We start from the raw sequence: 22,870 nt of genomic DNA, 5'->3' as shown, positions 1-22,870 counted from the left end.
CTTGCGCGGATTGCCGGCAAGCGCGACAATCTCCATGATGTCAGTGCTTGCAATAAAAATAGTGGATTCGCTTGAGGATATTTCTGCCACGGCATGGAACGCACTCGGCGGGGATGATCCGTTCCTGCGGCATGAATTCTTCTCCGCCCTGCATGAAACCGGGTGCGCCTCAAAACAGACCGGCTGGTCGCCGAAGTTTGTCACATTGTGGGAGGGAAATGTCCTGCGGGGCGCGCTACCGCTTTATCTGAAAAGCCATTCCTACGGAGAATATGTGTTTGACTGGGCTTGGGCGGACGCTTACCGGCGCTACGGTTATGCCTATTACCCAAAACTGTTGAGCGCAATACCTTTCAGTCCGATAACGGGACGGCGTCTGCTGGCGAAGACCGCAGAGCATCGCGCACTGCTTATCTCGGCTGTGTTGAGAATGGCGCAGGACAGAAACCGGGGAGCTGGGGTTTCATCGTTCCATTGCCTTTTTCCACAGGAGCATGAAGCGCGTGAAATGGAGGCAGCGGGGATGACATTGCGGCACGGCATCCAATTTCATTGGAAAAACCGGGCGGATGTGAATTATGAGAACTTCGAAGACTTTTTGGGGGGTATGAGCCACAGCAAACGCAAGAAAATCCGGCAGGAGCGACGTAAGGTCAATGCTGCCGGCATCCGTTTTCAATGGTTGTCGGGAAATGACATCAGCGATGATCACTGGCGTTTCTTCATCGACTGCTACAACAAGACATACGACGATCACCGTTCCATGCCATATCTCAATCTGGAATTCTTCGCGCGGATTGGCAGAAGCATGCCCGAGAATGTGCTGCTGATTCTGGCATTGCGCGACGGCGAACCTGTTGCCGCCGCATTTAATTTGCATAACTCGCATACCCTTTATGGACGCTACTGGGGTACGAAAGAATTCATTTCCGGGTTACATTTCGAGACCTGCTACTATCAGGCGATCGAATACTGTATCGCAAATGGTATCAGGTTGTTTGAAGGCGGCGCACAGGGGGAGCATAAGCTTGCGCGCGGTTTTCTCCCGGTCCGCACATGGTCGGCGCACTGGCTTGCGCATCCCGAATTCTCTGCTGCGATCGGGAATTATCTGGGGCGGGAAGCGAAAGACATCGATCATTATCTGGACGAACTGAACGATAATTCGCCGTTCAGGAAAGACGTGAGAGAATAATTCAGCGAATATTCAATTCGAATATCAGCTTCGGCAGATTGTATCTTTACCCATTTACCTCATTTACCTCATTTACCGATATGGCCGCAAAATTTGTACACTGCTGCAAATATCACTTGAATATAACTGTCCGATAACCTTCCAATGAAATATTGCAGTAACTGCGGCACCTTGGTGGAGTTGCGTGTACCCGAAGGCGATACCTTGCCGCGCTATGTCTGTTCGGCATGCAGCGTTATTCATTATCAGAATCCGAAGATCGTAGTGGGCTGCATACCCGAATGGGAAGAACGGATACTGCTATGCCGCCGCGCCATTGAACCGCGGCACGGTTTGTGGACCGTGCCATCGGGTTTCATGGAAAATGCGGAGACCCTCGCGCAGGGCGCCGAACGCGAAACACTGGAAGAAGCCAACGCGCGGGTGGAAATGGGCGAGCTTTATTCCATTTATAATTTACCGCATATCAACCAGGTCCACGTGTTATTCCGTGCTCGGCTGCTGGATCTTGACTTCAGCCCGGGGATTGAAAGCCTGGATGTCGAACTTTTCCATGAGACGGAGATTCCGTGGGACACGCTGGCTTTCCGTGTTATCCACGAACCCCTGCGGCGCTACTTTGAGGAGCGGCGCCAGGGAAAGCTGGGCTTTCACATGGGTACCATAGAAGCGTTTCGCAAATGATCGCATCCCTTGCAATGCACCTGGTACTCACTTCGTGGCAACTACTTTGGAGGTTCCTCCCACGCAGTGACACGGCAGGTAGCGAATCTGGAAACCTTTGTTACTTCGTTAGCAACGACAACGTTGCAGGTAAATTTAACGCAATGACAGGAAGTAGAAGCGGCCCTAGGGCCAAGGGAGCCTCCGATTGTCCTCTGAAATCCGTCAGCAACCAGCAATAAGTTGTTGCCGAGGGAAACGTTCTACTCGATCGATACCATTTTCGAACGCGACAGCGGGGGGTTGTCGGCGAAATAACGTTTTATACCTGCGACTATGGCTTCGGCAAGTTTGTCCTGATACCCGGCATCCTTCAATTTCCTTTCTTCATCCGGATTGCTGATGAATGCGGTTTCAACCAGAATCGAGGGGATATCCGGCGACTTAAGGACGGCGAAGCCCGCCTGTTCCACCTCATTCTTGTGCAAATGGTTGATGTCGCCAATTTTGGCAAGCACCTCTCTGCCAAGCTTGAGGCTGTCATTGATCGTGGCTGTTTGCGACAAGTCAAGCAGGGTTTGTTTGAGATAGGGATCCTTGATATCCAGATTGACTCCGCCGATCAGATCGGCGTCGTTTTCCTTTTTTGCCAGCCAGCGAGCGGCAGCGGACGTTGCGCCGCGCTCTGACAGGGCAAACACTGAGGAGCCGCGCGCATGGGGCTTGATAAACGCGTCGGCGTGTACGGATACCAGCAAATCGGCATTCAACTGACGGGCTTTCACCAGGCGCATCGGCAGCGAAATGAAGTAATCCCCCTCTCGCGTAAGCGCCGCGCGCATGTTGGGCTCCTTGTCTATCCTTGCCTTGAGTTTTTTGGCGATCGCGAGGGTGATGTTTTTCTCATGCGTCCCACTCCGGCTTATTGCGCCCGGATCTTCGCCGCCGTGTCCTGCGTCAATGGCGACGGTGATGAGACGTATCATTTCCGGTTTGATCTTTTTGGCTTTTTCACTGGTTCGGGCAGACCTGGTTTTTACATTTGCATTATTGTCTGCGTTGACCTCCTCTTGTAACGCCCCCGTGGCATTTTCATTCAGGAGCGCCATGAGAGGATCGGGTGGTATTACCGGATAAATATCCAGCACCAGCCGGTGGCCGTAATTACCCACAGGCTTGAGTACGAATGCCTGCGGCAGAACCTCGGTTTTGAGATCCAGTACCAGCCGCAATACGTCTGGTTTGAACTGGCCGATACGCACGGTGCGAATATACGGATCTGTGGCGTCTATCCTGTCCGCGATTCCTTCAAGCTCCGGGGTCAATACGACGTGTTCCAGATCAATCGCCACGCGATCCGGGTTTTTTATGATGCTCAGCGAATATTGTATGGGCCGGGCGGATTCCAGCGTGAGGCGCGTATACTCGGGCGCAGGCCAGACACGGACAGAGCTGACTTTGATGTCGGCAAAGGCGGAATTGCAGGGGGACAGAAACAACGGCGCCGCCGCCGACAGCCAGATAATGAATATTGATGGGATACGAACGTTATGGAAACCGGTCGTCGCTGCTTTCAAGGGTTTTGGGACCCCTTGTTTCTTAGCGCCTGCCACTGTTTCAAACACAGTTTGCCTGCCTCCGTGTCTGCCTGAATGTCAACATCGCGGCCAGCTTCAGCCATATGGAAAACAAACTTTAAATCAGGCGTGGGCAATAAGCCGTCCGCCTTTTCCGGCCATTCCACCAGACAGATCGAGTCCGCGTTGAAATATTCCCGGAAACCTGCTTCTTCCCATTCTATGGGATCACTGAAACGATAGAAATCAAAGTGATAGAAGTATAACCTAGAAATTTTATAAAGTTCAATCAAATTATAGGTGGGACTTTTTACTTTTGCCTGATAACCCAGGCCGCGCAGGATGCCTCGCGCCAGTGTCGTTTTGCCGGCGCCCAGATCGCCGCTAAGGAAAATGACAAGGCCGGGATGCAATGTGCTCGCGATTTCAGCGCCAAGCGCCAAGGTCGCCGCTTCATCGGCCAAGGTACATTTAAACTGATGACGATTAAGGTGATGTGTAGTGACAGAGCCGGTATTATGTGAACTATGCAAGAAAAAACCTCCAAAGATCCGTTGCAAGATCCCCCTGATCGAGTTCTCGATTTCATCCAGTTAGCCGGGACGATCAAAGCCTGGGGTAAAGAACTCGGCTTTCAGGATATTTGTATTGCGGATGCCGGCGCCCAGATGACGCAGGCCGAATCCGGATTGCTTGAATGGCTGAGCAACGGTTATCACGGCGAGATGGATTATATGGCAAAGCATGGTACGCGGCGCAGCCGTCCGGCGGAGCTTGTTCCCGGCACGCTGCGTGTGATCTCAGCCCGCATGAATTATATGCCATCCTCAGCCAGAGACAGTTGGGAGGTGATCCAGGATGGCGAAAAGGCGTTCATTTCCCGGTATGCCCTCGGGCGGGACTATCATAAAGTGGTGCGCGCGCGTTTGCAGAAACTTGCCGATAAAATTGTTGCGGAAACAGGTCATTCCAATTACCGCGTATTCTCCGATAGCGCACCGGTAATGGAAGTGGAATGGGCACAGAAATCGGGTCTCGGCTGGCGTGGCAAACATACCCTGTTGCTAACCCGCGAATCGGGATCGATGTTCTTTCTGGGCGAAATCTATACAGATTTGCCGTTACCGATTGACGACCCCGTAGGGAACCATTGCGGAAGCTGTACCAAGTGCATCGATATTTGCCCCACACAGGCAATTATCGCCCCGTATCGGCTCGACGCCACGCGCTGCATTTCGTATCTTACGATCGAATTTAAGGGGAGTATTCCCGAGGCGCTGCGCCCATTGATCGGCAATCGAGTATATGGTTGCGACGACTGCCAATTGATCTGCCCATGGAATAAATACGCATCAATCACGGCTGAAAATGATTTTTCGGTGCGAAATGGGCTGGACGATACATCCCTGGTCGAACTATTTGGCTGGAACAGGGAAGAATTCGACACCAGACTTGCCGGCAGTCCAATCCGTCGAATAGGTTATGAACAATGGTTGCGTAACCTCGCAGTGGGGTTAGGCAACGCGCCATCCTCTCCGGCCGTGATCGCGGCGCTGCAGGAGCGCCGCGACGATGTTTCGCCGCTGGTGCGCGAACATGTGCGATGGGCGCTGAAGCAGCACGAAAGGCGGTCCAGTTAGCGGTTGCAGGCGCAAAAGCGCGACAGGCAATCTGGAGTTAAAAAAAGTCGCGTTGTGTACGGCATTTAACAGACAACGAAGAGGAAGCTGTACTAAGGTCCAATTTGCGGCGGCTGCCGAACTTGATACGATGTGAATACCATTCAATCAAAGAATCGTTAACTCGAATGATTTGCTCATACGCTATACCTGAAGGGGACCTTTTGGATTCGAAACCCGGAGTCATGTATGGGCTTGCTGACACTGTGTAAGATGCTATTATGCGGGCATTAAAAAGCTGCTATACATTGGCGGTTAGCATGTTGCGCTTCCAATCATGCTGTCTTGACAGAGAAATTGACTTATAGCATCTTATTTCCTGTAAAACCAATCTGTTCGCGTAACCTGGCGCATCTTCAATAAACAAAAAAAGGAAACTCAGTGAACGCTCTGCATCTCGGTACTCTCAAGTGGCTGGCTTGTTTTGCTATCGTACCTATCCTCTCCCTCAGCGGCTGCAAAACTTTTCCCCCTCTTTCTGCTGACGACAAGTATCTCGCCCACGATTACCTCATAGGACCTGGCGACAACGTGGATATTATCGTCTGGCGCAACCCGGAAGTTTCGATGGCCGTACCCGTTCGCCCGGATGGAAAAATCACGACTCCGCTGGTGGAGGATTTGCCGGCAAGCGGGAAAACATCAACCCAGCTGGCCAGGGACATCGAAACCGCGTTGTCCAAGTACATCCAGCAGCCGGTTGTCACGGTTATCGTGACAGAGTTTGTCGGACCCTACACGGAGCAGGTCCGCGTCATCGGGGAAGCTACCAAACCCCAGGCGCTGCCATATCGCGAAGAAATGACGCTGATGGATGTCTTGATCGAGGTAGGTGGCATAACGGAATTTGCCGCAGGCAACAAGGCTAGAATCGTCCGCAACGTAGATGGGAAACAGCAGCAGTTTAGCGTCCGTCTGGACGACTTGATCAGAGATGGTGATATCACGGCTAACGTTCCGGTGCGTCAGGGGGACGTTCTTGTCATCCCGGAAAGTTTCTTCTGATTTCAATCTGTTTGTATACCATGGCTCTACAAGATTCATTCGCAACAATGTTGTTCCTGGCGATTGGCAATTTTGCGCCTGTCTGATTGCCGTATTGATAAGCGTACCCCGGACTTGATAAGCGTACCCGGACTGACCACACCAGAATGAAGCAGCAAAAATAATGACGAGAATAAAGGCTATTCAGTTTCTGGAGTAGATTATATGCAAACCGGGAATATCGGAAAAACCCTTACTGCCACAAAGTCGATAACAGCATCTCTACGGACGGTGTGACAAATGGAGGAACTTACAAGCCAGCTTCTTGTTTACCTGAAAGGAGTATGGAAGTATCGCTGGATTGCGCTTGCCGCCGCCTGGATTGTCGCCCTGGCGGGATGGGTGATTGTTTACAAATTGCCCGATGATTATCAGGCCTCAGCCAGGATTTACGTCGATACACAAAATGTATTGAAGCCACTCCTGGCAGGAATGACGGTTTCCCCGGATCTGCAACAGCAGATTTCCATCATGAGTCGCACCCTTATCAGCCGCCCAAATGTGGAACGAGTCGTTCGCATGGTAGATCTGGATATCAAGGTGAACGATGTAAAGGATCAGGAAAAGCTCGTCAAGGACCTCATGGACAAAATCAAGCTTGGCGCGGCTGGTCGCGATAATCTTTTCACGATTCATTATAACAATCAGAATCCGAAACTTGCCAAAGACGTGGTTCAATCCTTGTTGACCATTTTTGTCGAAGGGGGACTTGGAGGTAAGAAACAGGATTCTTCGTCGGCAATCCGTTTTATTGATGATCAAATTCAGAGTTACGAAGAGAAATTAATTATCGGGGAAAACAACCTCAAGGCATTCAAGCAAAAGAATATTGGAGTGATGCCTCAGCAAGGCAGCGATTATTACTCTCAGTTATCTCAAGCGGTGGAAGATCTTAACAAAACAAAGCTCGATTTGCGGGAAGCGGAACAGGCAAGGGATGCGATCAAAAGGCAAATAACGGGTGACGAACCCGTTCTCCTGGTGGACCAGAGCGAGTCTCCCTCATCCATCGTCAATGTGGAGCTTGACTCTCGAATTGAGGGATTGAACAAGAATCTGGACACCCTCAGGCTTAACTTTACGGAATTGCATCCCGATATCATTGCAACAAAGCGGCTGATTGCTCAGCTCGAGGAACGCAAGATGGAGGAAGCCAAGCTGACCAGGTATAGCGCTGATCCGGGAAAAAACTACAGCCCGATGCTGCAGCAGCTCAACGTGGCGCTAGCGGAAGCCGAAGCTGACGTGGCCTCAATGAACGCGCGCGTGGAAGAATACAACGCACGATACGAGCGCCTTAAGTCCCTGAGCAACGCAGTGCCTCAGGTTGAAGCAGAGCTTGCTCAACTCAACCGTGACTATCAGGTGAACAAGGCCAATTATGAGAAACTTCTTGAACGCCGCGAATCAGCCAAGATATCGGGAGAACTGGGTTCTCAGACTGATTTGATGTCGTTCAGGATAATTGATCCGCCCGTAGTTTCGGACAGACCCGTGGGCCCGGATCGCGGCAAATTTTTCTCGATTATCTTCCTTGGGGCTTTATTGGCGGGAATTGGAGTAGCGTTTGCCATCAGCCAGATACGGCCGACGTTCCATAGTCAGATGAGTCTGCGTGAAATTTCCGGCAAGCCGATACTGGGTTCGATTCCCATGATCTGGACCAATCAGGAAAAAGTAAAACGCAGGAAGCGTCTTTATGCATTTGGTCTGTCTCTGCTGTCTTTGCTAGGTTTATATGGTGTACTGATGCTTAAGATAGCGTAACCCAGCATGTCTGGAAACTGATGCATCCTCATTGTTAATGATTATGGGATATTTTGAATCCCGAACTCTTGCTCGTAGTATATTCCCATCGAACTGCAAACTCTGGTAACCCTCAATCCAGACATTGGAGAAAGCGTGAGCATTATTGAAAAAGCCGCAGGTAAACTCGAGAAAGAAGCAAAATCCAGCGTTCCGCAAGCACCACCCGCTTCCGTGAATTCCGACCATGAGTCCGCGAGCGAAAGCGACACGTCTCGGAACGAGATCCGCCAGGATCCCTCGCCAGCGTTTGCTTCGACCCCCAAACGTATTACGCTCAACCTCGCAAAAATGCGGCAATATGGCATCGTCACGCCTGACGAGGGGAGAACGCAAATAGCCGAGCAGTTCCGCGTAATCAAGCGTCCATTACTTACGAATGCGTTCAACAAGGGGCCGGGGATGATCAAGAATGGCAATCTGATCATGGTTACGAGCGCGCTGGCGGGAGAAGGCAAAAGTTTTTGCACTGTCAATCTCGCTATGAGCATAGCAATGGAAATGGATCGCACTGTATTGCTGGTCGATGCCGATGTGGCCCGCCCTTCGGTACCAAAAATCCTTGGTCTTGGAACAGAAAGAGGTTTGCTGGATATTCTCCTCGATGAAAATCTCGAACTGGGGGACGTCCTGATTAAAACCAATATCGAAAAACTCACTCTCCTTACGGCGGGCAGGCGGCATTCTCATTCAACCGAACTACTTGCGAGTCAGAGCATGGGCGAGCTATTAAAGGAGCTAGCTGAACGCTATTCGGACAGAGTCGTTATTTTTGACTCCCCGCCGTTGTTACTGACCAGTGAGGCTCGCGTTCTGGCGACGCAGATGGGGCAAATTGTCCTGGTTGTGGAGGCTGAAACGACATCACAACAGGCCGTGAAGGAAACGCTGCGGCAGATCGAATCATGCGACGTCGTAAATTTGATTTACAACAAAGCCAGATCTTTTTCTGGTGGAGAATACTACGGTTATTATTATCATGAGAGTGCCTGAGAATAAGCGCTACCGTAGCGCGTTGTTCCAGGCTGGTTACTCTGCCGTCATAGTAATGCTGTCGCTGCCGTCTTACGCAGACGCTGCCGAATGGGCAGTTCGTCCGAGGCTGAATTTGAGGGAAACCTACACCGACAACGTGACGTTTAGGCCAGAAGGCTCTGAGATAAGTGATTTCGTGACTCAGATCAATCCGGGATTTTCACTGACCGGTGTAGGGCGGCGTTTCAATGTCAGTGCAAATTACTTGATGAACAATCTAATCTACGCGGAGGCTACCAACTTCACCAGAACGAGGCACCGGTTGAATGCCAGAGCAAATGCTGAGTTGGTAGAAGATTTTTTTTTCGTGGAGGGAAGATCGGCAATCACCCAGCAAAACATATCAATAGCGGGACCTCAGGCAATCGATAATGTCAATGTAACAGGCAACAGGGCTGACGTCAGAACGCTCAGTGTCAGCCCTTATCTTCGTCATCGTTTTAAGAATTTTGCCGTAGCCGAGCTGCGTTATGCTCATAGTATAGTCAGTTCAAGCGCGAATACGCTTCGAAACAGTCAGGGAGACAGCTTTCTGGCACGTCTCGACAGCGGTAACGACTTTAATAAATTCAAGTGGGGCGTGAACTACAGCAATCAGATGGTCCATTTTGACAGGAGCGACCGAACAATAGAATTGGAGCGGTCGATTGTCAATGTTCAGTATATGTTTACGCCTCAATTCGGCTTGACAGGCACGGGCGGTTACGAGAGGAATAGTTTTATATCAATCAAGGGAAGCCCCTCGAGCCCGATCTGGACAGCAGGATTTACATGGACACCGAGCGAAAGGACAAGCGTGGTAGCTAATGCTGGCCAAAGATTTTTTGGCGATACCTATTATGCCTTGGCCAGACATCGCACGCGCTTATCAGTGTGGGATCTGAGTTATAACGAAAACATAACCACTTTCAATCAGCAAGCGTTGTTTGGTTCCGGATTCAATGTCGGGGATTCCCTAAGTCAATTGCTTGCGGCCCAAAACCCAAACCTGAATCCCGGGATCATTCAACAACATAGTGACGCACTTCTCGGTCCCGATTTCTCGGGTTCCTTTTTTGGACCCAGCAATTTTTTGACTAATCGGCTCTTTCTGCAGAAACGGTTACAGGCCTCCGTTGCTCTGAATGGCGCCAGAAATACTATCGTACTGAGAGGATTCAATATGACGCGCGAGGCATACTCACCAGAAAGCGCGGATGCTGAACTGATCGGGGAGACGAATGCCGCGTTACTCAGACACACACGACAAACTGGTGGTAACGCAACATGGATTTATAGAATTTCACAGCTTACCAGCGCCAATCTCAATCTCGGCTATACAAGGTTCGCCTTTCTTAATACCGACAGAGAGGACGATCTCAGGATACTCAGACTCAGCATAACAAAGCGGTTCCCGCATATCCTGCCTAACCTCAACGGCATGATTCAGCTGCGGCGTAATGAACGGGATTCCAATCGAGTGGGGGCAGACTACCGGGAGAATGCCATTATCGCTTCCCTGAACATGAGCTTTTAGCATCGGAAAATAGACGGATGTATTCATCATTCTACGGTTTCAGGGCCAAGCCGTTTCAACTGAAGCCTGACCCGAATTTTTTCTTTGGCAGTAAGGGCCACAAACGTGCCATGGCCTATCTTGAATATGGGTTATCGCAGGGGGAAGGCTTTATTGTCATTACGGGCGAAGTCGGCGCCGGCAAAACCACACTGGTGCGCAATCTTTTCCGCAAGCTGGAGTCCGAGAAAATTGTTGCCGCTCAAATCGTCAATACCAATCTGGACTCTGACGACACCTTGAGAATGGTTGCCGCGGCGTTCGGATTGCCTTTGCCCCATGGCAATTCCGGCAAGGCTTCGGTATTGATTGGACTCGAACAATTCTTTTGCCAATGTGACAAGCAAGGGAAGCGCGCGCTGCTGGTAGTGGATGAAGCGCAGAACCTCTCTCCGCGCACTGTTGAAGAGTTGAGGATGCTTTCCAATTTTCAAACAGATGACAGGCCGCTGCTACAAACATTTCTGCTTGGACAGCCGGAGTTCAGGAAAACGTTGCTTAGCAGCGATATGCAGCAATTGCGGCAACGAGTTACAGCATCTTATCACCTTGGACCCATGGATCCAGCGGAAACAAGATCCTATATCGAACACAGGCTAAGGACGGCAGGCGGAGGCGAAGACCCATCGTTTGATGAGGACGCCTTTGCGGCCATACATGACTATACGGGTGGAATTCCCCGGAAAATCAATGCACTGTGCGATCGTCTTTTACTGATGGGCTATTTGGAGAAACTGCACAATTTCGGCAGTTCGGAAGTCAGCGAGGTAATCCGGGATATTCAGCACGAGTTTGACCTGTCAGTGGCATCACTTCCGATAGCGGGCATGTCAGACGAGGGCAAAACCGTGACTGATCCGGAATGCGCAGAGGCCGTGCAGCGCTTTGAGGAAATGGCCGCACGGGTTGCAAATCTTGAAGAGTCCGTCGTCTCTTTAATGGGGTTGGTCAAACAGATTCTGACCTTGGCTGATGTGAACAAGAGGCTTCGGTAGACAGGGCTCATGCGCATCGCCCACGCCAGTTATGCTACTTGGTCATAACATTTACGGTCGGTTATCCGCAGGATTCGCCGGGCTCTACCCACAAACGCCTGAGCCGCAGACTGCAAAGCCGGTCGTCTTGCCTGGACAGCACGAGGTGTTCAAATGAATCCGTTACCGATACGCAACGCGATGACCGTCGACGTGGAGGACTATTTTCAGGTTTCGGCTTTTGCTTCTCATATTCCGAGGGAATCGTGGACGTCCATATCCTGCCGGGTGGAATTCAATATTGATCGAATCCTCGCCTTGCTGAATGAGGAAGGTACTCAAGCGACTTTTTTTACCTTGGGATGGATCGCCGACCGTTACCCCGCCATGGTCAAACGAATCGTCGCAAATGGCCACGAACTTGCAAGCCATGGATGGGCTCATCATCGGGTTTCGGATCAGGAACCCCATGAATTCCGTGACGATATAACCAGAAGTAAAGCGATTCTTGAAGATATCGGTGGTCAGGCGGTACTTGGTTACCGGGCGCCGAGCTTTTCCATAGGCCGTCATAATCAGTGGGCTCTGGACCTGCTTGAGGAAGCTGGTTACCGCTACAGTTCCAGCATTTATCCGATTCAGCACGACCATTACGGCATACCCGATGCGCCGCGCTTCGCCTATTATCCGCGCCGCGCCAACGGCTTGCTCGAGGTGCCGATCACTACAATGCGCGTGTTCAAGCGGAACCTTCCTGCTGGTGGCGGCGGCTATTTCCGGTTGTGGCCCTACCCGGTTTCACGATGGTTCCTGCAGAGATTGAATCAGCTTGAAAAACAATCCGCGATCTTCTATTTTCACCCTTGGGAAATCGATCATCAGCAACCGCGGCAAACGGGTATCAGCATGAAGACACGCTTTCGCCATTATTACAATCTCAATCGTATGGAGGACCGGGTAAGGACACTTATCCGCGATTTCAAGTGGGACCGTGTGGACCGTATTTTTCTGGAACAGGATGCATGAGTGCTGTCATCGATCTGGTCCAGGACGATCACAGGGATTCCTCTCTTCAGGTCGGCATGCCATCGGTACATCTGTTGCAACCACAAGAGACGAAACGATGGGATGAATTCGTACTCGCCAGTCCCGAAGCCACCTTCTTTCATCGTGCCGGCTGGCAGACGGTGATCGAGCGTGCATTCGGGCATAAAACCTGGTTTCTATACGCTGAATCAGGCGGGCAGATTCAGGGAGTTCTGCCTCTGGCAGAAATCAACAGTCGCCTTTTTGGTCATTCCCTGAGTTCCCTGCCATTTTGTGTCTACGGGGGAATCGCCGCAATATCGGACCCCAGCCGGGAAGCGCTTGACCACGCCGCTCAGGCGCTTGCTTCACGGCTTCGCGTGGATCACCTTGAATACCGGAACGTGAAAATGCTGCACGCGGACTGGCCGACCAAGGACCTCTACGTGACTTTCCGCAAAGAGATAGCGCCGGAAGTGGACCAGAACATGCAGCAGATCCCACGCAAGCAGCGCGCGATGGTGCGAAAGGGTATCAAAAGCGGACTGGAGAGTACCATAGACGAGGATACGGGACGCTTTTTTTCGGCCTATTCCGCCAGCGTACACCGCCTTGGCACGCCTGTTTTCTCGAAACAATATTTCCGCCTTCTCGAAGAGGTTTTCGCGGACGATTGCGAACTCATGATTATCGTCAAAGGGGGGCGTACTATCAGCGGCGTGATGAGTTTTTATTTTCGCGACGAAGTCCTGCCTTATTACGGGGGCGGGACCAGTGAGGCGAGAGATGTGGCAGGAAACGATTTCATGTATTGGGAATTGATGCGGCGCGCATGTGAAAGAGGCTATAAAACCTTTGACTTCGGTCGTAGCAAACGTAATTCCGGCTCTTTCGATTTCAAGAAGAACTGGGGATTCGAGCCGCAACCGCTTCACTACGAATACCAGCTCCATCGGTCCGAAGTGGTGCCCGACCATAACCCTCTTAACCCCAAATATCAGCTCTTCATCAAGGCGTGGCGGAAACTCCCCCTTTCGCTCGCGAATCTTGTCGGCCCCCACATAGTAAGGAATCTGGGTTAGGTCAATGCAGGAACTTCTTTACCTTGTCCACCGAATTCCTTATCCGCCGAACAAGGGAGACAAAATAAGGTCTTATCATCTGCTCAAGCATTTGAGCGAACGCTATCGGATTCATCTCGGCACGTTTATTGATGACGAGAATGACCGGAAGTATCTGGAGAAGGTCAGAAACCTTTGTGGGGAAACCTGTTTTCTCGATCTTCACCCCAGGATGGCACGTCTACGTAGTCTCCGCGGCCTTTTTTCCGGGCAGCCTCTAAGCTTGCCCTATTATCGGGACAAGCGGTTGCAGGCATGGGTAAACGATATGCTTGGAACACGGCCTGTTAGAGACGTCCTGATCTTCTCATCGGCGATGGCGCAATATGTCAGTCATGCCAGTCATGTCCGCCGAACCATGGATTTCGTGGATATCGATTCGGATAAATGGATGCAATATGCGGCGACCACGAGCTGGCCGATGAGCTGGATCTACCAGCGTGAGTCGAGGTTGTTGCTCGGCTACGAAAGACAGGTCGTCAGGGATTTTGATAGCGCAACCTTCGTTTCCGAGGCGGAGGCCGATCTATTCAAGCAACTTGCTCCGGAAGCCGCAGCAAAAGTCACTTATTTCAATAATGGTGTCGACGCAGGCTATTTCTCCCCGCAAAATATTTACCCTAATCCGTACCCAGCCGGAACGAGTATCCTGATCTTTGTCGGCGCTATGGATTACTGGGCCAACGTTGATGCGGTGGAGTGGTTTGCACGCAGCGTCTTCCCGGCTATTAGCGCTCAACTGCCCAAGGTTGAGTTCTATATTGTTGGCGCCCGTCCGACGGCAACGGTAACGGCTCTTTCTGCTCTTCCCGGCGTGACGGTAACCGGGTCGGTGCCGGACGTCCGGCCGTATCTTGCCCATGCGTCGCTGGCCGTTGCGCCGCTGCGCATCGCTCGTGGAATACAGAATAAAGTGCTGGAAGCCATGGCAATGGAAAAGATCGTAATCGCGTCTCCTCAAGCGGTGGAGGGAATAAGCGCCTCGCCTGATCAGGAACTGGTAGTCGCCAACGATGAAAGCGAATTTGTCAGCCGAATTATTACGCTGCTGCAGTGCGCGCCAAACCGTGCCATCGGCTGTGCCGCCAGAGCTCGCGTTCTAAAAGACTACAGCTGGAATGAAAGCCTGGGCCGAATCGACACGCTCCTGTCACAACCGCAGACAAGTTGATTAACCGGAACCATTTACATACCTTGCAAAAGAAAATACGAGCCGCGGGAGATGACGGGGTATGAATGTGCAAATGCCGCAACAGGTCACGCATGATTCCACGGCAGCACCGGATCAGCAGAAGCTGAGGGTGGCCGTCGCTCTGCTCACTCTCACCACTATTGCAGCAATCCTCATCGGCTACCGCGAAACCACTTGGTCCATGATTTCAATCTGGATGCGGTCCGAAACGTTTGCCCATGGCTTTCTCATTTTTCCCTTCAGCGCCTACCTGATCTGGGGACAACGCAAGCATCTCGGTAAACTTTCCTCTCAGCCCAATCTCCTGGCTCTGCTGGCGCTTGCCAGCCTCGGTTTTTGCTGGCTGCTGGCAACGCTGGCCGGCGTCCAGGTATTTGCGCAACTGTTACTGATTGCGATGGTTCCCGCCACAGTTTGGGCAATGCTGGGAAGCCGCATCGTCTGGGCGCTCGCTTTTCCGCTGGCTTATCTCCTGCTCGCGGTACCTTTTGGGGATGGATTGATTTCGCCACTGATCGATTTTACCGCCGACTTTACCGTAACGGCGCTTCAATGGACCGGTATTCCTGTTTATCGGGAAGGCAGTTTTTTTTCCATTCCGAGCGGAAATTGGTCCGTTGTGGAAGCCTGCAGCGGCTTACGTTATCTGATCGCCTCTTTTACACTAGGTACGCTTTATGCATACATGACATACCGTAGCCTGAAGCGTCGTCTGGCATTCATTGCCTTATCCGTGATTGTGCCTATTGTTGCCAACGGCATCCGCGCCTATCTGATCGTAATGACCGGCCATCTGAGCGACATGCAGTTGGCTGTGGGGATCGATCACCTGATCTACGGCTGGTTATTCTTCGGCGTCGTGATGTTGCTGTTATTCTGGATCGGCTCCTTCTGGCGCGAGGATGACAACGAATACGATATCGATAACAGGACCGCCAGCAAACATGAAAACGGGTCAGAACCGGCCAGCAAGCCTGCGCTGAGGAGCACCGTTTTCGCTGCTGCCGCTGTCCTTGCCGTGGCATACATTTGGCCACTGTATGCCGATCACCTGGAGCGCGAGTATTTCGGCGCCTCAGCGTCCGGGTCCGAAATTGAAATCCCCGGTATTCGTGGAAAGTGGCGGATCAGTTCAAGCCAGGTTTCCGACTGGAAGCCTGAATATGTGGGCGCTACTGCCCAATTGCTGCAAACCTACCGGAATAGAGAAGGAGCGGTGGATCTTTACATCAGTTATTACCGCAATCAGCAGCAGGGAGCGGAATTGATCAGCTATCAAAATGTACTCGCTGGAGAAAACGGATCCAGTTGGCACGACATCAAACAGGATAAGCGAAGTGTATCCTTCGGGCCTCAGGAGGAAACCGTTAACCAGAACTCGCTGCGCTCGTCCTCGAAAAAGCTGCTTGTATGGCGCTGGTATTGGCTCGGCGATGAGATCACCGCCAGTCCCTACTTGGCCAAATTCATCCTGGCCAGAAATAAGCTCCTGGGCAGGGGCGGCGATGGCGCAGAGATTATTATCGCCGCTCAATACGAAGAGACACCAGACGAAGCTGTGCCGGTACTTCAGGCTTTTCTCGGCGATATGTTGCCCGCCATTGCAGACGTGGTTCGGAATGCAGGCAATCGCTAGTCATCGGCAAGGCCCGATAAAACCTGCTGGAAGTGCTCAGCAGCCGCCACTTATCGTTCATGTAATCCACCATTTGGGTGTAGGTGGCCTGGAAAATGGGCTTGTAAACCTGATCAATCATATCCCGCCCGAGCGCTATCGCCACGCGATCGTGTGTTTGAAAGGATACTCGGATTTCCGGCGGCGGATAACCAGGGAGAATGTCGAAATCGTGGCGCTGCATAAGCGCGAGGGGCAGGATTTCAGCGTTTATCTCAATCTCTTCAAGACATTCAGGCGGCTGAGGCCGGACATCGTACATACTCGCAATCTCGGGACCATGGAGGGTCAGGTAATTGCCGCCTTTGCAGGAGCCCGGGCACGAGTGCACGGCGAGCACGGCCGGGATGTTTTTGACTTGTACGGAAAAAATCGTAAATACAATCTCCTCCGAAAGGGAATTCGCCCTTTTGTAAATCATTTCATCACGGTCAGCAAAGATCTGGAAGGCTGGCTCATCAATACCGTGGGAGCCACGCCAGATCGAATTAACCAGATCTACAATGGGGTTGACAGTCTCCGTTTTCATCCCCGTAATAGCGAAGGCATTGGCGCTGCACTTTCTGGCGACCTGCCGGAAGGATTTTTCACGAAAAATACTTTCGTCATTGGCAGTGTCGGCAGAATGACCGAGGTTAAAAATTTTCCCAGCCTGATTCGGGCTTTTCTGTTGCTGGTGAAAGAAGTGCCGGAGGCTCGGGAACGCGTTCGGCTTCTGATTATTGGTGAAGGAAACTCGCGGCAAGCATGCGCCGACATGTTGCGCCAAGCGGGAGCAGAGGCTCTTGCGTGGTTTCCAGGCGAGCGTGCCGACATTCCGCAACTGATGCGCGCCATGGATCTGTTTGTGCTCCCTTCCTTGGGCGAGGGCATATCAAATACGATACTGGAAGCGATGTCTACTGGTTTGCCGGTAATCGCGACAAACGTTGGTGGAAATGCGGAACTTGTGAGAGAAGGGCGTACAGGAATGCTCATTCCCCCGGACGTACCGGCGGCAATGAAGGACGCGATATTGAAATATTATCGAAACCCGGTTTTGATCGCCAATCACGGCAAAGCAGCACGGCAACAAATCGAGGCAAGCTTCAGTCTCGAGGCCATGACCCAAGGCTATCTCGGGGTCTACGATAAGGCTTTGCGCCTGTAGCGTTCCGAACAACGAGGAAAGAACACCATGTGTGGGATCGTCGGGCTATTTGATACTCGCGGGAAAAGGGAAATCGACCGGGCACTGCTGGGTCGAATGAACCAGATTCAGGTCCACCGCGGACCGGATGAAGGAGAGCTGTATACAGAGGCGGGCGTAGGCTTGGGCCACCGCCGACTTTCGATTATGGACGTCTCCAGCGGGCAGCAACCGCTTTTCAACGAAGATGGCAGCGTAGTGGTGGTTTTCAACGGCGAAATCTACAACTTTCAGGAGCTCGCCAGAGAGCTTGCCGCCCTGGGGCACGTTTTTCGCACCCATTGCGATACAGAAGTCATCGTCCACGCCTGGGAAGAGTGGGGCGAGCATTGCGTGAACCGTTTCCGTGGCATGTTTGCATTCGGCTTGTGGGATCGTAACCAACAAGTTCTGTTTCTTGCGCGCGACCGGCTTGGTATCAAACCGCTCTACTATAGCCTGCTAACGGATGGCACCCTCATTTTCGGGTCTGAGCTCAAAGCGCTGCTTGCTCATCCGGATTTCATCCGCGATATGGATCCTCATGCAATCGAGGATTACTTTGCTTATGGCTATATCCCTGAGCCAAAAACAATATTCCGCCAGGCTTTTAAACTTTCCCCAGCCCATACCCTGAAACTCCACAGCGGAAAAAGTATGCCCGAGCCGCGCCAGTACTGGGATGTGCCGTTTATACTGCATGATTCCATCACTGAGCAGGAAGCGCAGGAAGAACTGATAGTCCGGTTGCGCGAATCGGTAAAGATCCATCTCATGACCGAGGTGCCGCTGGGTGCTTTCCTGTCGGGTGGGGTCGATTCAAGTGCGGTAGTCGCCATGATGGCCGACATCGCGGAAGAACCGGTTAATACATGCTCCATCTCTTTTGGCGATCCTGCCTTCAACGAATCGGCGTACGCGCAAAAAGTAGCCGACCGCTATCACACCCGGCACAATGTAAGTCAGGTGGACCAGGATGATTTTGACCTTATAGACAAGCTGGCCTCCCTGTATGACGAACCTTTCGCCGACAGTTCGGCCATGCCTACCTACCGGGTTTGCGAGTTGGCAAGAAAGCGTGTAACGGTAGCATTGTCGGGCGACGGTGGCGATGAAAATCTTGCCGGCTACCGGCGCTACCGCTGGCACGTTTATGAGGAGCGGATGAGATCCGCGCTGCCGCTGGGATTGCGCAAGCCCCTGTTCGGCCTGCTTGGAAGCCTGTATCCCAAGGCTGACTGGGCGCCAAAAGTTTTGCGCGCAAAGTCCACCTTTGAAGCTCTGGCCAGGGATTCGGTGGAAGGCTACTTCCATAGCGTTTCGATCATGAAGGATAAGATGCGCCAGTGCCTGTTCAGCGATTCCTTCAAGCGCAGTCTCCAGGGGTATCAGGCCGTGGAAGTGCTGCGCATGCATGCCGGCAAATGCCCCGCACAGGATTCGCTGTCCCGCGTGCAATACGTGGATATGAAAACCTATCTCGCAGGCGATATCCTGACCAAAGTGGACCGGGCAAGCATGGCGCATGCCCTGGAAGTGCGAGTGCCGTTGCTGGATCATAAGCTGGTGGAATGGATCTCGGGCCTTCCTGTCTCTTTCAAGCTCCATGGTCAAGAGGGCAAGTATGTATTCAAGAAGTCGCTGGAACCCTATCTTTCAAATGACATCCTTTATCGCGACAAGATGGGATTTTCGGTGCCGCTGGCAAGCTGGTTTCGCGGTCCACTTCGACAGAAATTGAACAATGCCTTGATGGGCCCCGTCCTGGCCAATACCGGAATCTTCAACCAGGCTTTTCTGAAAGAGATGCTTGACCAGCATCAATCGGGACGGCGTGATTACAGCGCTTCCCTGTGGTCACTGCTGATGTTTGAATCATTCCTGCGCAATGTGCTCCACGCGGAGCAACCGCGCTCATACAAGAATGATCTGAAGGTGGCATAACATGTGTAATCGCACACCCGGAAATAACAGGGATGCCGCTGATATCGAGGGTTGTTGGAGAAAAACAGGCTCTCATCACTTCCAGAGGCGCCGGGGTGACAAATAATGATCGACGTATTTCTTACCGTTGACGTCGAAGTGTGGTGCGATGGCTGGAAAGACATTGATGCCAAGTTTCCGAGCGCATTTCAGCGATATATCTACGGCCCCACGTCCCGAGGTGATTATGGTTTACCGTATCAATTGCACCAGTTGCAGGAGCATGGCCTGACGGGCGTATTCTTCGTTGAGCCGCTCTTTTCGACCCGGTTTGGGCTGGAACGGTTATCGGAGATTCTTAGCCTGATCCGTGAGAAGGACCATGAAGTACAGCTTCACATGCATACCGAATGGGTCGATGAATCAAATGAACCTTTGCTGGACAACATCCGCGGTAAAAAACAGTTCTTGCGTTATTTTTCTTTGGAAGAGCAGACGATTCTGATTCGAGCAGGGATGAATTTGATCGAATCAGCTGGAGGCCCAAGTGTGAACGCCTTTCGAGCAGGAAGCTTCGGCTTCAACACGGAAACCCTTCAGGCATTGGCTGCGAATCGCATTGCCTTCGATAGCAGCTACAACGCCAGTATGTTTGGACTGGATAGCGGGGTCAGTCCGACGGTTCCACTTGTAGAGCCCGCCGAGTGCGAAGGCGTCTATGAATATCCCATGACGGTTTTTCATAGCGGGACGCGCTCGTTGCGGCATGTACAGATAACGGCATGTTCTTCCCGTGAGATGGAAGGTCTGCTCTGGCAAGCGCTGGAGTCGGAGCGTAAGGCGTTTGTTATTCTCTCTCATAATTTCGAACTGCTTGATAGCGCGATGAACCGGCCGGATGAAATCGTGGTGGGCCGCTTTCGCCGGCTCTGTTCTTTTCTGGACCGCCATCGGGATTGCTTTCGCGTCCGGGGTTTTCACGGTTTGATCCCGGCGCCTGTACTTTCACAGCCCGCACCCCTTACTTCGCCAATCTGGAAAACTGGACTCAGAATGATGGAGCAGGGTTTGCGCCGGGGGTTTCGTTGAACCAAAACTGGCATTATTACCAAGTGCCAATAAAGATACAGTTCGGTGACAAGACGTTGCTCGCGCCCAAGTTGTGGTTACAAGTGCGGGAAATAGGGTTGGATGATGAAATCCCGCCAGTAGCAGAACTGGTACCGCCAACCGATCCTCTTCAAGAGCGCAGCCAGGGCTTTTTGATACGATCATTACCCATTATCGGGAAGCAGCCAGCGATTAGCAGGCGGAATGATTACCTCTGCTACGTATCGTCCCAGTATCCGCACTATTACATCGATATGCGAGGGATGCCATTTTCAGAATACACGAGCAAGTTCTCGTCCAAAACGCGCTCAACCCTCAATCGTAAAGTTAGAAAATACGCAGAATATTGCGGCGGTAACATCTCCTGGAAGGTTTACAAAGCTCCCGGGGAGATGCTGGAGTTCTTTCGATTAGCTCGTGCTGTGTCCAAAATAACGTATCAGGAAAGGCTGCTTGATGAAGGCTTGCCCGACTCTGATGAATTCCGCCAACAAATGGAGCAGCTTGCTCACCAGGATCGGGTTCGCGGGTTCATTCTTTTTTATCAAGATAAGCCTATCTCATATCTCTATTGCCCGGTTACAAACGGAGTGCTGATCTATGCCTTTCTCGGATACGATCCTACCTATATGAATTTCTCAGTGGGCACCGTTTTGCAGTGGCTTGCCCTGCAGCATTTATTCGAGGAGCGTACATTTCAGTTTTTTGATTTCACGGAAGGACAATCAGAGCACAAAAAGCTATTTGCAACCCACAATATTCAGTGCGCGAATGTTTTTTTTCTGCGTGCCAATATGCGGAACAGGTTTCTGCTGCATAGTCAGAGGACCGTCGACAATATCAGTGCTGTAATCGGCGGGAAGCTTGATCAGTTCGGACTTAAGTCAAAAGTAAAAAAAATGATGCGATTTGGAATTTGATGACTTGCCTTCGTCGCTCCATTTCAAGGGAAAAGTCGTGATGCACTGGTGTCGGGCCAACATTTCAGGCAATGCCATTGACCTCTCTCCGCTAGGCTCCGTACCGCTTGAGCTTGACCCGCGCTGGCTGAGCAGCCGTGTCGACAGCTCGGATAAATCGATACATTATTTCCTGCAGGGCGATCGACAACATCCTTGTGGTTATGCTCCCTTTTTTGTTCATCCAGGTATGCTCACCTATTGCTTTGGCGAGGCAACCCTATTTCGCGTTCCCGTGCGAAGGTATGCGATGCAGGGCGCACCGCTATGCAAGGACTCGTCGTCGCTTGCTGGATTATTCAAGCCACTCCGCGAAGCAATAGGCGCACGTGGTGTTGTATTTTTCGAGAGCGTACGAGCAGATTCGCCCCTGGCCAACCTGCTGACATTACCGGGCAGTTCGATTTACAAACTCTTTCACGTGGTGCCCTACGGCCCGATCTATACCAGACGCCTCATCGAGTTGCCGACGGGAGCGCAATTTGAGGATTATCTCCGGACATTGGGAAGCGAAAGCCGTAAGGATGCCCGTCGCACGCGCAAGAATTTTAACGTGAAGGCAGGGGGGGTGGTAACGCTGGTTCGCTACACCGAACCGGAACATGTCGGCGAGCTGGCAGCGGCTTTGGCGCAGGTATCCCGGAAGACCTATCAGTATCATCTGCTTGGCCTTGGTCTTGAAGACACGCCCGAACAGGTCGCATACCTTCAGAAGATGGCGGTACATGGTTGGCTTAAAGCATATGTTCTTCAGATCGACGATAAACCCGTTGCTTTCCAGCTTGGTTATCACGACAGGTACACCTATTATGCACATCATGTAGGGTATGACCCAGCCATATCCAAGCTGCAACCAGGTATTTACCTACATACAGAGGTTATGGCCGATCTGCTGGCAGACGGCATTTGCCGATTTGATTTCCTGGCTGGAGACAGTTTGTATAAACAGAGAATGTCCAACACATCACGAGAGGAGAGGCATTACTACTTGATCCCGCGGGGATGGCCCGGCACATTTTATGCGGGCACCTTGGTCGCGGTAAATTTCCTTTCCGAGAGAATCGGATACTGGCTTGAAGCGAGCGGCCTGAAAGAGCGCATAAAACGATTTGTCCGTACGGCCGCCGTAAAGCGTTCTTCAGGCAAGAGCTAAGGTTATACTAGGGCG

The 22,870-nt window shown here is 51.8% G+C and carries 19 protein-coding genes; 17 read left to right on the top strand and 2 right to left on the bottom strand.

Features of this window, described 5'->3' with window-relative positions; translation table 11 throughout:
- Positions 1-34: 34 nt before the first annotated feature.
- Together BMX66_RS10820 and BMX66_RS10815 are read left to right on the top strand one after the other, a co-directional pair.
- Positions 35-1,195 carry a GNAT family N-acetyltransferase gene (locus tag BMX66_RS10820; protein WP_369826977.1) on the top strand — a complete coding sequence of 387 codons (1,161 nt, stop codon included), beginning with the start codon at positions 35-37 and terminating at the stop codon, positions 1,193-1,195.
- 144 nt (positions 1,196-1,339) lie between these two features.
- The gene (locus tag BMX66_RS10815) at positions 1,340-1,879 is read left to right on the top strand and encodes an NUDIX hydrolase (protein WP_090882021.1); all 540 of its coding nucleotides are present in this window, start codon (positions 1,340-1,342) and stop codon (positions 1,877-1,879) included.
- Positions 1,880-2,121: 242 nt separating this feature from the next.
- Here BMX66_RS10815 and BMX66_RS10810 read toward each other — a convergent pair whose 3' ends face one another.
- Together BMX66_RS10810 and tsaE are read right to left on the bottom strand one after the other, a co-directional pair.
- Positions 2,122-3,435 (bottom strand): N-acetylmuramoyl-L-alanine amidase, encoded by a 1,314-nt coding sequence (locus tag BMX66_RS10810; RefSeq protein ID WP_090882019.1) that lies wholly within the window; start codon positions 3,433-3,435, stop codon positions 2,122-2,124.
- On the bottom strand, positions 3,432-3,968 hold the full coding sequence (gene tsaE / locus BMX66_RS10805; protein ID WP_090882017.1) for a tRNA (adenosine(37)-N6)-threonylcarbamoyltransferase complex ATPase subunit type 1 TsaE: 537 nt from the start codon (positions 3,966-3,968) through the stop codon (positions 3,432-3,434). The genes BMX66_RS10810 and tsaE overlap by 4 nt, the downstream gene beginning before the upstream one ends.
- On the opposite strand from tsaE, the gene queG reads away from it, so the two are divergent.
- The 15 genes from queG (at position 3,963) to BMX66_RS10730 (ending at position 22,855) form a co-directional block, all read left to right on the top strand.
- Complete coding sequence (queG, locus tag BMX66_RS10800) at positions 3,963-5,075, top strand: tRNA epoxyqueuosine(34) reductase QueG (protein ID WP_090882015.1); 1,113 nt, start codon at positions 3,963-3,965, stop codon at positions 5,073-5,075. The genes tsaE and queG overlap by 6 nt on opposite strands.
- Before the next feature lie 420 nt (positions 5,076-5,495).
- Positions 5,496-6,119 (top strand): XrtA/PEP-CTERM system exopolysaccharide export protein, encoded by a 624-nt coding sequence (locus BMX66_RS10795; RefSeq protein ID WP_090882013.1) that lies wholly within the window; start codon positions 5,496-5,498, stop codon positions 6,117-6,119.
- A gap of 279 nt (positions 6,120-6,398) precedes the next feature.
- The gene (locus BMX66_RS10790; RefSeq protein WP_090882011.1) at positions 6,399-7,925 is read left to right on the top strand and encodes an XrtA system polysaccharide chain length determinant; all 1,527 of its coding nucleotides are present in this window, start codon (positions 6,399-6,401) and stop codon (positions 7,923-7,925) included.
- A gap of 135 nt (positions 7,926-8,060) precedes the next feature.
- Entirely contained in the window at positions 8,061-8,957 is an 897-nt protein-coding gene (locus BMX66_RS10785) for an XrtA-associated tyrosine autokinase (protein ID WP_090882010.1), read from the top strand.
- Positions 8,944-10,515 carry a TIGR03016 family PEP-CTERM system-associated outer membrane protein gene (locus tag BMX66_RS10780; RefSeq protein ID WP_090882008.1) on the top strand — a complete coding sequence of 524 codons (1,572 nt, stop codon included), beginning with the start codon at positions 8,944-8,946 and terminating at the stop codon, positions 10,513-10,515. Before BMX66_RS10785 ends, BMX66_RS10780 begins: the two co-directional genes overlap by 14 nt.
- A 17-nt stretch (positions 10,516-10,532) precedes the next feature.
- The gene (locus tag BMX66_RS10775; RefSeq protein ID WP_090882006.1) at positions 10,533-11,549 is read left to right on the top strand and encodes an XrtA/PEP-CTERM system-associated ATPase; all 1,017 of its coding nucleotides are present in this window, start codon (positions 10,533-10,535) and stop codon (positions 11,547-11,549) included.
- Between the two features lie 153 nt (positions 11,550-11,702).
- A complete protein-coding gene (locus BMX66_RS10770; RefSeq protein WP_090882005.1) occupies positions 11,703-12,554 on the top strand; it encodes an XrtA system polysaccharide deacetylase in 852 nt (283 codons plus the stop codon).
- A gap of 56 nt (positions 12,555-12,610) precedes the next feature.
- On the top strand, positions 12,611-13,636 hold the full coding sequence (locus BMX66_RS10765; protein WP_369826983.1) for a FemAB family XrtA/PEP-CTERM system-associated protein: 1,026 nt from the start codon (positions 12,611-12,613) through the stop codon (positions 13,634-13,636).
- Positions 13,637-13,640: 4 nt separating this feature from the next.
- Complete coding sequence (locus BMX66_RS10760) at positions 13,641-14,846, top strand: TIGR03087 family PEP-CTERM/XrtA system glycosyltransferase (RefSeq protein WP_090882000.1); 1,206 nt, start codon at positions 13,641-13,643, stop codon at positions 14,844-14,846.
- A 61-nt stretch (positions 14,847-14,907) separates the two neighbouring features.
- Complete coding sequence (xrtA, locus tag BMX66_RS10755) at positions 14,908-16,503, top strand: exosortase A (RefSeq protein WP_090881999.1); 1,596 nt, start codon at positions 14,908-14,910, stop codon at positions 16,501-16,503.
- Positions 16,487-17,692, top strand: coding sequence for a TIGR03088 family PEP-CTERM/XrtA system glycosyltransferase (locus BMX66_RS10750; protein ID WP_090881997.1), 1,206 nt, complete (start codon positions 16,487-16,489; stop codon positions 17,690-17,692). Before xrtA ends, BMX66_RS10750 begins: the two co-directional genes overlap by 17 nt.
- 27 nt (positions 17,693-17,719) lie before the next feature.
- Positions 17,720-19,654 carry an XrtA/PEP-CTERM system amidotransferase gene (locus tag BMX66_RS10745; protein WP_090881995.1) on the top strand — a complete coding sequence of 645 codons (1,935 nt, stop codon included), beginning with the start codon at positions 17,720-17,722 and terminating at the stop codon, positions 19,652-19,654.
- Between the two features lie 105 nt (positions 19,655-19,759).
- Positions 19,760-20,722, top strand: a complete 963-nt coding sequence (locus BMX66_RS10740) for a polysaccharide deacetylase family protein (protein ID WP_090881993.1) — start codon at positions 19,760-19,762, stop codon at positions 20,720-20,722.
- Positions 20,719-21,663 carry a GNAT family N-acetyltransferase gene (locus BMX66_RS10735; protein WP_090881992.1) on the top strand — a complete coding sequence of 315 codons (945 nt, stop codon included), beginning with the start codon at positions 20,719-20,721 and terminating at the stop codon, positions 21,661-21,663. Before BMX66_RS10740 ends, BMX66_RS10735 begins: the two co-directional genes overlap by 4 nt.
- Before the next feature lie 4 nt (positions 21,664-21,667).
- Complete coding sequence (locus BMX66_RS10730; protein WP_143058229.1) at positions 21,668-22,855, top strand: GNAT family N-acetyltransferase; 1,188 nt, start codon at positions 21,668-21,670, stop codon at positions 22,853-22,855.
- Positions 22,856-22,870 lie beyond the last annotated feature (15 nt).

The organism is Nitrosovibrio sp. Nv6, from assembly GCF_900110495.1.
Lineage (GTDB): Bacteria > Pseudomonadota > Gammaproteobacteria > Burkholderiales > Nitrosomonadaceae > Nitrosospira.
Note: the sequence above shows the minus strand (reverse complement) of the source record. Positions and strands in the feature narration are given on the sequence as shown.

What these genes read in the sequence shown, in the direction of transcription:
- BMX66_RS10820 (WP_369826977.1), top strand. Translation starts at nt 35, where the DNA reads ATGATGTCAGTGCTTGCAATAAAAATAGTGGATTCGCTTGAGGATATT.
- BMX66_RS10775 (WP_090882006.1), top strand. Translation starts at nt 10,533, where the DNA reads ATGTATTCATCATTCTACGGTTTCAGGGCCAAGCCGTTTCAACTGAAG.
- BMX66_RS10745 (WP_090881995.1), top strand. Translation starts at nt 17,720, where the DNA reads ATGTGTGGGATCGTCGGGCTATTTGATACTCGCGGGAAAAGGGAAATC.
- BMX66_RS10790 (WP_090882011.1), top strand. Translation starts at nt 6,399, where the DNA reads ATGGAGGAACTTACAAGCCAGCTTCTTGTTTACCTGAAAGGAGTATGG.
- BMX66_RS10780 (WP_090882008.1), top strand. Translation starts at nt 8,944, where the DNA reads ATGAGAGTGCCTGAGAATAAGCGCTACCGTAGCGCGTTGTTCCAGGCT.
- BMX66_RS10760 (WP_090882000.1), top strand. Translation starts at nt 13,641, where the DNA reads ATGCAGGAACTTCTTTACCTTGTCCACCGAATTCCTTATCCGCCGAAC.
- BMX66_RS10740 (WP_090881993.1), top strand. Translation starts at nt 19,760, where the DNA reads ATGATCGACGTATTTCTTACCGTTGACGTCGAAGTGTGGTGCGATGGC.
- BMX66_RS10750 (WP_090881997.1), top strand. Translation starts at nt 16,487, where the DNA reads ATGCAGGCAATCGCTAGTCATCGGCAAGGCCCGATAAAACCTGCTGGA.
- BMX66_RS10770 (WP_090882005.1), top strand. Translation starts at nt 11,703, where the DNA reads ATGAATCCGTTACCGATACGCAACGCGATGACCGTCGACGTGGAGGAC.
- queG (WP_090882015.1), top strand. Translation starts at nt 3,963, where the DNA reads ATGCAAGAAAAAACCTCCAAAGATCCGTTGCAAGATCCCCCTGATCGA.
- BMX66_RS10815 (WP_090882021.1), top strand. Translation starts at nt 1,340, where the DNA reads ATGAAATATTGCAGTAACTGCGGCACCTTGGTGGAGTTGCGTGTACCC.
- xrtA (WP_090881999.1), top strand. Translation starts at nt 14,908, where the DNA reads ATGAATGTGCAAATGCCGCAACAGGTCACGCATGATTCCACGGCAGCA.
- BMX66_RS10765 (WP_369826983.1), top strand. Translation starts at nt 12,611, where the DNA reads ATGCCATCGGTACATCTGTTGCAACCACAAGAGACGAAACGATGGGAT.